Raw genomic sequence first — 12150 nt, forward strand, 5'->3', positions numbered from 1 at the left:
ATCACCGAAGCGATAGCGACCTTTGATAGCGCCAACGTGGCACGTGATAACGGCAATGTGATTGCCCAGGGTGTGACCATTACCGGCTACCAGCTCTCGGGTGCCGATGCGGCCAACTACATTGTGACAAGCCCTGAAGGATTAGAGGCAACGATTAATCCGTATGAGCTGTTGCTCGAAGGCATTGCGATTGAAGACCGTGTGTATGACGGTACGGACGATGCCAGCTTCATCCTCGATGAGGAATCTGGCCCCACAGTCACTGGTTTGGGTGACGATGATGTGTCGGTGACCGGTACGGCGGCGGCAAGCTTTGTCAATGGCGGCAACGTGGTGTTGGGTGATGACGGCAACCCGATCGCCCACACGGTGAACGTGGCCGGTATGTCGCTCGCTGGTACGAAAGCGGGTAACTACATGCTGACCACTGACAACATGAACGCCACCATCTTCCAACGTGAAGTGGCGGTGATTGGTGTGCAGGCCGACGATCGTGTTTATGACGGCACCTTGATTACTACGTTGAGTGCTCAGCCAGGTCAAACCCTGGGCTTTGACGAGATCATGAACTTTGATGAAGAAGGAGATCTGGTCGTCGACCCAACCACGGGCTTGATTTCTGACGACGCTGGCAAGTTGTCGATTGTGCTAGGCGATGCCGTGGCTACCTTTGATGACAAGAACGTGTTCTTGGTTGGTCGCGTGGATGCCAATGGCGATCCGGTGCTCGACGGCCAGGGCAACCAAATATTTGACGTCACCGCCAAGAACGTCACGGTTTCAGGTATTACGCTAACCGGTGATGCAGCCAACAACTACCGCGTGGCGCAGCCAGACGACCTGACTGCGACCATTACCCAGGCGAGCTTGACGATTTCGGGTGTGACTGCGGCGACCCGCGAATACGACGGCACCACCGATGCAACAATCGACCTTGAAAACTTGACGCTTGGCGGCGGATTTGTCGAAGGCGATGATTTCCGTTTGGAAGGCACAGGTGCGTTTGCTGACCGCAACGCGGGTGTCGATAAGAACGTCACCCTGACCCTGAATGCGGTCGGTGGCGATATTGATAACTACACCTTCACCCTGCCTACCACCACGACTGGCACTATTACGCCGCGTGAGCTGGAACTCAGTGGCATTTTGGCGAACGACAAGGTCTATGACGGCGGCACAACGGCCACCTTCGATTTCAGTGGTGTGGACTTGGTGGCCGCAGGCCTGGTGGTTGACGTCAATGGCGATGCGGACGATCTCAGCATTGACACCATCCTTGGTAACTTTGATACCGCCAATGTCGGTGGCGATAAGCTTTTGACCATCACCAGTATCACCGGCGCTGGCGAAGATGCCGGTAACTACACCTTTGGTGGCCAAACCACCACCACCGCCAATATCACCCCAGCGGTGTTGACCATCACCGGCACCACGGTGGCGAACCGCACCTATGACGGCACCACCAACGCAGCGGTGACTGTCGGTCAAATAGCAGGCCTGGTGGGTAATGAAACGCTGACGATCACTGACGTGGTCGGTACCTTTGCTGGCAAAGACGTGGTTCTGACCACCATCGATGAAGATGGTAACGAACTGACTGTGCCGGTGGCAGCCGAGCAGAACGTGTTGGTCAACTACCTGTTGGGCGACGGTATTGGGGAAAATGCGGGTCTGGCCAGCAACTACATCCTCGATGATGAAATCTTGTCGGCGGTGATTGAACAAGCCGCCTTGACCATCACGGCCAACGACATTAAGAAGGTGATGACCGAGCTTGACCCAACGCTCACCGTGCGCACCGATGGCTTTGTGGCCGGCGAGACCCTTGCTGACCTCACCAGCTTCAACATCAGCCGCGCAGCGGGCGAAGAGGGCCGTGCGAGCTATGACATTTTTGTCGAGGCGACTTCGACCAACTACGCCATTACCTTCGAAGACAATGACGGCACCGAATTGACGCCTGTCGAAAATCAGGCCACCTTTACTGACGCCTTCACCATTGTTGGCCCGGGCGAGTTGCTGGTCACCTTGGGTGATGTAACCGCTGAGTATGGTTCCGATCCAACTGAGACCACCACGCACGCGCGTTATTTCTCAGCGCTGTCCCAGTCGATTGTGACCTTGGATGTGGTGGCCGATGGCAGTGGCGGCTTCATCGCCCGTGAAGACGGTGTGGATGCACTGACCTTCACCATCGACACCATTGAAGATGCCAACTCTCGCAGCACGGGCAACGCGTTGAATGTGGGTAATTACCAGATTCAAGGTGATCACGCCACGAAAGTTGGCGGCAACTTCGAAAGCGCCGAGTTCATGGACGGCTGGCTGACGGTCAACCCGCAAGCGATCAATGTGGTCAACATCACCGAGGGTGGCGATCGTCAGTATGATGGCACTACCGCCATGGGCAGTTTGACCCTTGCCGCACAAAACCAGGTCTTGAATGACGCGATCACCATTACCGGTCGTGGCGAGTATGCCCAGGCGAATGTGGGTAGCAACCTCGGCTACACCCTCAGCGGTTTGAGCTTAAGCGGTGATGATGCCAAGAACTACTTCCTGGTCTCAGATACCTTCACCGTCGCCGGCGGCAACAACGCCAATGTGGCGATCACCCAACGTGAGTTGACGGCGACGGGTACGGAAGCGGCCGATCGCGATTACGACGGCACCGATATTGCGCAGATTATTGCCAATGGCACGCTGTCGGGCTTTGTCGGCTTTGAGACGGTGTCGATTGATAGCGTCACGGGCACCTTTGACAGCGCCAATGTTGCGCGTGATGAGGATACCGATGCGGTTATCGCTCAAGACGTAACAACGAGTTTTGTACTGGCTGATGGCAGCAATGGCGGCTTGGCCAGCAACTACGTGGTTGTGATACCCACGGTCACCGCGACTATTAATCCGTTGCTCATCGGTATTGATGGCTTAACCGTCACCGATCGTGAATACGACGGCACCACGGACTTTGATGTCGACGATCAGCTGGCTCAAGAAAACACCACATTGGATGGTGTGTTGGCTGCGGATGTCAGCGATGTCAGCCTGGATAGCGGCACCATCACCGGTGTCTACAATAGCGCCAATGTGCTTGACGCCACCCACGTGACCTTGAGCGGCTTCACGCTCACGGGTGACTTGGCGGGTAACTACACCCTCGGCACCAACGGTTTGGTGGTAGATGCGGGCATTACTCAGCGTGTATTGACCATTGCGGGCAGCAGCGTTGAAACGCGTGATTACGACGCCACCACCGATGCCAGTATTACAGCAGGCACCTTAGCAGGCCTGGTTGATGGCGAAGCACTGACTGTAGCGGGCACGGGTGAGTTTGCGACCGCCAACGTGGCGTACAACAACGAGGGCCAGATCACATCACAAGACGTTACGGTGACCTATACCTTGTCTGATGGCGCTAATGGTCTAGCCAGCAACTACATTTTGTCGGGCGAAACCCTGCAAGGCATCATCAACCCAGTCACCTTGACCGTGACCGGCACCACCGCGTTTGACAAGATCTACGACGGCAATACAACAGCCACAATCGACAATTTCGGCACCTTAGCTGGCTTTATTGGTGATGAGACGGTTGTGATCAGTGCGGCAACGGGCGAATTTAATAGCCCGAATGTGCTGGAAGCCTCATCGGTTACCGCCAGCTTCACGCTAGGCGATGGCAACAACGGTGGCTTGGCCGGTAACTACCTGTTGGGCAATGTCTCGGGTATTGCGGCAAACATCACACCGAAGGCCTTAACGATTACCGGCGCTGAAGTGGTGACGCGCGACTATGACGCCACCACTGATGCCCAGATTGATACCACCAACGCAACCTTGTTAGGTCTGGTTGGGTCTGAGACGCTGGATGTGACAGGCACGGGTATTTTTGCCGAACGCCATGTGGGTCGCCATGAAGTGGCGGTGACCTATACTTTGGCAGATGCGGGCTCTGATCAAACCGCAGGCCTGGCGAGCAACTACAAGCTGGTTGGTCAACCAGACCTGGTGGGCTTTATCGAAGCGCGCGAGATCACTATTAATCCGTTGGCGGTCACTAAGACTTACGACGGCACGCTGGCCTATAGCTTGTCTGTCGCTGAAATTTTGGCGCTGAACAGCGATGTTCGCGATGGCAACATTCTATTGGGCGATGACGCGCTGACCAATGCCTCACTGCGCTTTACCAGCAAGAATGTGGCTGATGGCGATGCCGAGGTGCAGTTGCTGTCGGTTGAAATTGATGACGGCAACTTCGGTGACAACTACATTGTGAACCTTGGTAGTGCACAAGTCGGCACCATTAATCAGCTCGACTACGCTATTTGGGTCGGTGGCACTTCGGGCAACTGGTTTGATGGTTCAAATTGGGCCAGTGCGACAGTTGTGAATGGCGAAGTGACGGCTATTGGTTCGGTCGGTGCGGTGCCTGATTTGGCCAACGTCGCCAATGTGATTGTGCCTGAAGGCGCAGAAATTGAATTTAACGACACCTTGGCTGGCCGTCGCGGCTCAGCCGAAGCAGGCCTGGTCACGCTCAATAGCGTAACCTTCCAGGGTGCGGCAGAGCTGCCAGTTGAGGCGGAAGATCCGTTGGCGATTGGCTCGCTAAACATGACCGCCGGTACCTTGACGGTCGATGACTTGCGCGTCGGTGGTTTGGGCATGACCCAAGGCACGACGCTGACGGTTAACGATAGCTTTGCATTGGTGGTGGCTGAAGGCCGTGAGATGAACGCGGCTGGCACCATTGCTGGCGACTTTGGGTTGTTAGACATCACAGGCTTGGGCACACAGGGCCTCTCGGGTGAGAACACCTTCGAAGCCAATATCACTGTCTCGGGTGCGGCGTTGCAGATTTCTTCGAACGCGGCGCTCGGCGATGCCGACAACACCATCACCATCTTTGACAGCGGTATCTTGCGCGCTCAAGACGGTGCTGTGATGCTGGCAGCGGCACGTGAACTGACCGTGACCGACTCAGGTAAAGTCGGTGCGCTTGAGGACAGCAGTCTGACCATCTCCGGTCTGTTGGATGCCTCAGGTGCGGCGCTAAAGATCAGCGGTGATGTGACGCTGTTGGGCAACGTTAATGCGTACAGCTTGTCGTTCGCTGACAGCAGTGCCGTCAGCGAAACCATCACCTTCTCCGGTGACCTGGATCTGACCGGAAACATGAGCACGGTCGGCACCAATGGTGACTTCAATATCGTGTTTGGCGGCGGTGTAAACATTGCCGGTGGCAGCAACATTTACTCCACCGGCTTGATTACGCTGGCAGCGGGTGACACGGCGAGCTACACCTTTAGTGGCGGCCTGACCTTGAACAGCGCCAGTACCTTGAATGCGGCGGGCACCATCAACACCCGCGGTGGTGCAATCACCATTGGTGGTCTGAACTTGACCGAGGCGTTCACGCTCAACAGCGTCGATGCTGGTAACAGCGCCAAGATTACCCTTGTCGGCGATGTGACTGGTGCCCACGGCTTGACCTTGACCGCTGGCGCGAGCACCGCGCAGTTGGATGGTTTGGTTTCGATTGAGTCTTTGGATGTGACCGCCGGCACGATTAAGTTGAACGCGGCGTATACAGTGGATGGCGATGGCGACCTAGATGCGCACTCGATCACAACCACCGGCACCCAGTTGTTTACCGGCGCCACGGTGTTGGGTGCCAACACCAGCTTGTCGGGTACGACAATCACCTTTGCCGGTGCGCTTGATAGCAGCAGCACGGATGACGAAGGCACGTTGGTCACGGATAACCGCACCTTGAACATTGTCGGTGATTTGGTATTTGGCGGCGATGTGGGTAGCAGTTTCACGCTTGGCAGCATCACGGTATCCGGCACCACCGCCCTAGACGGCGATGGCAGCAGCGTTTCAGTCGCGACCAGCGGCGCACAGGATTACACCGGTGCGGTGACCTTGGGCGCTGATGCTACCTTGACCGCAGCAGGCCTGGTTGCCAATGCGATTGACTTAGATAGTCATACCTTAACGATTGCGGAAGCTGACGTGGGTGTGGTTGCTGGTGTTATCAGCGGTACGGGTGCGATTATTAGCGCTGGCGCGGGTACTTTGACCTTTGAGGCAGCGAACACCTACACCGGTGGCACCACGATTTCTAACGGTGTGCTGGTTGCCGGTACCTCATCGACCGTGGACAGCGGTAACGTCACCAATGGCGCCTTTGGTACATCGACCATCACCGTCAATGGCGGCGCGCTCGACCTCAAGGGCCAAAATGTCGCCAATGCGCTGAACCTGCAGGGCAATGCGGCCAGCCTCGGTTCGTTGCGCAACACCAGCAGCGATGCCGCCACCTACGCTGGTGCCATCACCCTGACGGGTAATGCCTCGATCTTCACTACCGGTAACCTGAACTTGCAGGGCTTGATTGATGCCGCGACCAGCGGTGGCACTTCGGCACTGAGTCTGAACAACACCGATGGCGCCACCGGCGTGATCAACATCACTGGGGCGATTGGCAGCGTGGAGGCCATCACCAGCCTGACCGCCAATACTCTGCTGGAAGTCGGCGCCAACATCACCACTAGCGGTGAGCAGCGCTATCTGCGTGATGTTACCGTGACTAATACCATAACCCTAGCGGGTGGTTCGATGGCTCTGGGTGCGAATATCACCACCGGTGGCAACAACCTGACCATTAACGCACCGTTGACGCTGTTGGCTGATTCTGAAAATGCCGCGCAAACGCTTGAGATTACCACCGGTGACAACGGCGGTGATTTGCAGTTGGCCGCGATTACTGGCGCCAACAATAGCCTGACGCTGATTTCAGGTGCGGGCACCACGACCGTAAGCGGGATGGTTAGTGGTATTCATGCCTTAACCATTCAAGCGGCAGCTGCAACGGGCGCGGTGACTTTCCAAGACGATGTGAAGGTAGCCAGCTTAACCACGGCAGACGCTGATTATGCGGTCAGCTTGTTGGGCTCGGATAATGCGATTGTCGCACCGATGACCTTCTTGAACCGTGGGCGTTTAACCTTGGGTGATAACGATTCGGATGTCTTTATGTTGACCGGCGGGCTTTTAGCGCGCAATCCGAGTGAGGTGGTGTTGCACGGGGTTATTCAAGTAGCCAACTCAGCAACGATTGAACTGGGTGACCAGGATACCGGTATTGTCATTGCGGGTAACACCCAAATCGGTGGCTCGGCCGATGGCACTACAGACGGTGCGATTACCTTAAGTGCGATTACCCTAGCCGATGGCACCACCCTGACCCTGGGTGATGCCAGTGGTGCGGCCAATGTGGGCTCGAGCGAAATCACGGTCGATAGCATTAGCGGCACCGCCGATGGTGCGGCTTCGAACCTCGTGGTGAACACCACCGGTGCCTTGGAAGTGGGTGAGATTGGTACCGACATCGGCACCATCACCCTAAGCCGAGTCGGTGGCGCCACCTTTACCGATAGCGTTGATGCGGCCAGTCTGCAGCTAGCCAATGGCGTCGCGGGCAGTGGCGATACCCTGGTGTTCGAAGACAACCTGACCTTAGGCGCAGGTATGACGGTGGGCACCGGTGCTTACGCCCTGACGTTATTGGGTGCGAGCAATACGATTGCCGGCACCACCGACTTTGCCAACAGCAGTAAAGTAACCTTGGGTGCCACCGCTGCGAGCAACGTCTTTATATTTACCGATGGCTTGAGTGTTGGCAACAACACCGCCATGGATGTGGCGGCAACCGTCCGAAGTGTTGACGCTGTGATGAACTTCGGTTCGGGTACCTTGACGCTGCTGACCGATAGCACGGTGGATTCAACCAACAATGATGCGACTACCGCAGGCGCAAACATCATCTTCAATGGCGTAGTCAGCGGCGCAGGCAAGACCCTCACCATCAACGCTGGCGAGGCAGAAGCCAGCTTCACCGACAATGTCACCCTGGCCAACTTGGTGACCGCTGCGAAGGCGTTTGATGTCAGCCTCACCGGTAGCATGAATACCTTCACACAAGCCATTGATTTTAATAACACTGGCTCAGTGACCTTGGGTGATGCGGATACTGATGTATTCACCTTCACCGGTGGCTTGAGCTTCGGTGGCAACGCCAGCGGTAACTTGGGCGGTACTATCAACACCAGCAATAACCTGCACTTCGGCACGGGCACCATGACCTTGGTGGCCGATACCGAACTGAATGCGGTGGATGTGACCTTCGGCGGTCCGGTTGGCCAGAACAGCGGCTCTGCCAATGCCGATTTGACTGTGAAAGCATCCGGTCAAACCACCTTCGAGCAAGCCTTTAACTTAGCGGGCGACTTCTTGTTTGTTGGCAATGCCATCACGCTGAAGGGCGCTAACACCGCCACCGGTTCGGCCACCTTCACCAACTCAGGTGAATATGCGCTGGCCTCGGGCGGTAGTTTGTCGGCTGATGGTGGAATTACCTTTAACGGCAGCGGTGCGACAAGACTTTCTGGTGGTTTGACCGCCACGGGTGGCAACTTTAACTTCGGTACAGCCGTCATCGTTGATGAGAACATCACCATCAGCACAGGCGCTGGTGTGGCTGGCAACATCACGTTCGATGAGGCCATCACCGGTACAGGTGTCTTGACCCTGACAGCCGGTACCGGCAATGTGCTATTCAATGAAAACGCGATTGTGGGCAATGACCCCCGCGTGGCAGACTCTGGCGACTTGTTCGGCGGCCTTGATGTCTCGGCTGCCGACATAACCCTGCGCAGTGTCTACTCCAGCGGTGCACAGACCTTCACCGCCACCGGCACCATTGACACCAACAGTGCGTATATCACCGATGGTGCGGCCATCACCTTTACTGGCAACACCGTCTTTAACCACGATACGTACATCTCGACAAGTCTAGGTGTGGCCACGGCAGCTGGTGCGGATGTGACCTTCACCGGCACGGTGAATAGCCATGATGAAGCTGGAGACCCCGCCAGCACCCTGATTATTCAGGCCGGCACGGCAGGCAATGTGTTCTTTGATGACGCAGTGGGTAACGCGGATGCCCTGGGCGCCATCACCATCACCGCCAATAGCGCAACCCTGAATGGCAACATGACCACGGCTTCGGCCAACATCGATATCAATGCTGAGTTGTTGCTGACGAACGATGCGACTGTGAGCACCGGTACGACCGGCGGCACGATTCGTTTGCGTCAGGATGTGAACGGGATTGATGCGGATAACACGGCTCATAGCCTGACCCTTACATCGACTGGCAATACCATTGATAGCTCCAATGTGACGCTGGATACGCTGACCGTGAATGGTGCGCTGACCTTAACCACCGCCACGAGCGTTACTGCGGACACCAGTACCTTCAACAGCACCGTGAATGGCGGCAGTTTAGCCATTACCGGCGATGCGATCTTCAACGAGCTGGTCGGTAATAGCACGGCACTGGGTAGCTTGTCGGTATCAGGTACGACGGCGTTGAACGGCGATGGCACCAATGCCATGATGGTAACGACTACCGGCGCTCAGACTTACACCGGTGCGGTGACCTTAGCGGATACCACCACTTTGATTGGTGGCGCGATTACGCTGAACGGCGGTGCTTCTAGCACAGGCGCTGGTCAGTTCACCATCACCAACAGCGGTCTGTTGACGATCGCGGCGGGTACCGCACTGAACCTTGGCGGCGGTTTTGTCCAAGACGGTGCAGGCCTGGTGAGCTTGGGTGGCAACATCACCACCACTGACGATGAAATCACCTTCACGCGTGCGGTCACCTTGATTGACGATGTGGAACTGAATACCCAGACCGCCACCGAAGACGGCGCAGGCATCACCTTCCTGAGCACCTTGGATAGCGATGTTGATGGCAGTGGCAATGCCTATGCCTTGACACTCGGCACCGGCAAGGGTGATGTGTTGTTCACTGGTGCGGTGGGTGACACAGGTCGCTTGGGTGCGGTAACCGTTAACACTGTCAATGACATCGAGATTCGTGACGGCTTTAAGGCCGCCTCGTTTAACCAAGCGAGCGCCAACAAAGCGGATGGCAACTTCACCCTAACCGGTGATTTGAATGCCAATGCCGGTGCGATCACCCTGTCGGCAAATGAAATTCGTCTGGTCAACGGTTCGATTACGACCGCGGGCACGGACATCACCATCAACGATCCGATTATTCTGTCTGCTGGCGTGGGTGCGATCAGCACCGGTGGACCTCGTTCTGCAGGACATATTGTTCTTCATGACACCGTGACGGGTGCGCAAGCGCTGGAGGTGAATTCTGGTCTGGGTAGTGTGACATTGAACGATGTGGTCGATGTGGCTTCAGTTGAAGTGTCTGCGGCAACGATTAATATCAATAGCGGCAACGGTGCCGTGATCACTACCGGTAATCAGACCTACACAGGTTCCACAGTTCTGGGCGCGAATACCACACTCACCGCTGATGACAGTGGCACCCTAGGCACCATCACATTTGAAGGTGCTGTGGGTAGCACGCTCAACAGCGATAACGCGTCGGGTAATACAAACAATCGCACCTTAGGCATCACGGGCAATGTCGTGTTTGCTATTGATGTGGGTCAGACCCATGCGTTGGGTAGCTTGTCAGTGTCAGGACAAACGAGATTTGAGGCAGAAGCTTTGGGTGCTTCGGTGAACTTGACCACCTCTGGCAGCCAGACCTACACCGGCGCTGTGCAGTTGGCCAGTGCTGCGAGCCTGACAACTAACAATGCCAACATCACCTTCAGCGATGCGATTGACGGCGGCTACGCGCTGACCTTGGCTGCTGGCACCGGCGACATTGAAGCAGTGGGTGTGATGGGTAGCAGTGCCAATAGCACGGATCGCCTAGCCAGCCTGACCATCAACAACGCCGCCAATGCCACGCTGAACAATGTGTTCACCAGCGGCAACCAGACCGTGACGGCCGGCAACATCGACCTAACCAATGGCACTTACACCGCTACAGCGGGTGACATCACCTTGACCGGTGCCACCACGCTTGAGCAAAACACCACCTTTACCGCTGTTACCACCACCTTTGCGGGTAAGGTGGATAGCGTTGAAGATTCAGCCAATGCTGGCAATTCCGCGCTAAGTACATTGAAAGTGACGGGCAACGCCACGTTTGAAAGCAACGTCGGTAACAGCTTTGCGCTGGGCACCATTGAAGTGACCCAAGCCAGCACCTTCGGCAAGACAGGTGTAGCTGCGATCACAGTCAACACCGATGGCACCCAGACTTACACCGGCGCGGCCACCTTGTTGAGCAACACGACGCTCGAAACCGTTAACAGCAACATCCTGTTTAGCAACACCATCAACGGCGCCAAGGCGCTGACCTTGACCGCCGGCACGGGTAACGTGACCTTGAATGGTGCGGTGGGCACAACGGCGGATAGTGCGAATCGCCTAGCCAGCTTGACCATCAATAGCGCCACCACGGCCAGCCTGAACAATGTGTTCACCACTGGTGCACAGGCTGTGACGGCCGATGCGATCACCTTGGCCGGCGGCGACTATGCAGCGGGCAGCACGGTGACCTACAACGGTCCGGTGACGCTGAGCCAGAACACCTTCATTGCAGGTGCCACCGTCACTTTCAACGACACGCTCGATAGCAGTGCGACTGGTGGCGCGAGCGAAGAAGATACGCTCGAGATCACCGGCAATGCGGTGTTTAACGCGTTGGTTGGATTCTTTGAAGAGCTCGGCAGCTTGTCCGTCTCGGGCACCACCGCCCTGAATGGCGATGGCACGACCATGTCGGTCTCGACCACCGGTGGCCAGACTTACGAAGGTACGGTCACACTTGGCGCTAACACCACCTTGAATGTCACCGGCCTGGACGCACAAGCCATTGTCATGGGCAACAACACCCTGACGATTAATGAGTCGGGTACGGGCGGCAGCGCAGGTAATGTGGCAGGGGCTATCAGTGGCACCGGCGCATTGACCATGACCGGTGCGGGTGAGTTGACCTTGGCGGGTGCGAACACCAACAACGGCGACATCACGATTGATGATGGCCGCGTGATTGTGACCGGTAGCTTGAACAACAACGTAAACGTAATTGTGAACAGTGATGGCACCTATGAAGTGGCGTCCGATGACACGATTGGCTCGATTTCAGGAGCCGGCTCAATTGTCTTAGGCGTGGATGCGGATAACGCAAACGCTCCG

At 56.4% G+C, this 12150-nt stretch carries 1 protein-coding gene (running past both ends of the window); it reads left to right on the forward strand.

The whole window is internal to a YDG domain-containing protein gene (locus THICY_RS01480; protein ID WP_013834844.1) on the forward strand: the coding sequence, 87609 nt in all, runs 25989 nt past the left edge and 49470 nt past the right edge, and what appears here is coding positions 25990-38139, spanning codon 8664 (complete) through codon 12713 (complete); the first complete codon in view begins at position 1. The start codon and the stop codon both lie outside this window.

It is taken from the genome of Thiomicrospira cyclica ALM1 (genome assembly GCF_000214825.1).
Classification (GTDB): domain Bacteria; phylum Pseudomonadota; class Gammaproteobacteria; order Thiomicrospirales; family Thiomicrospiraceae; genus Thiomicrospira; species Thiomicrospira cyclica.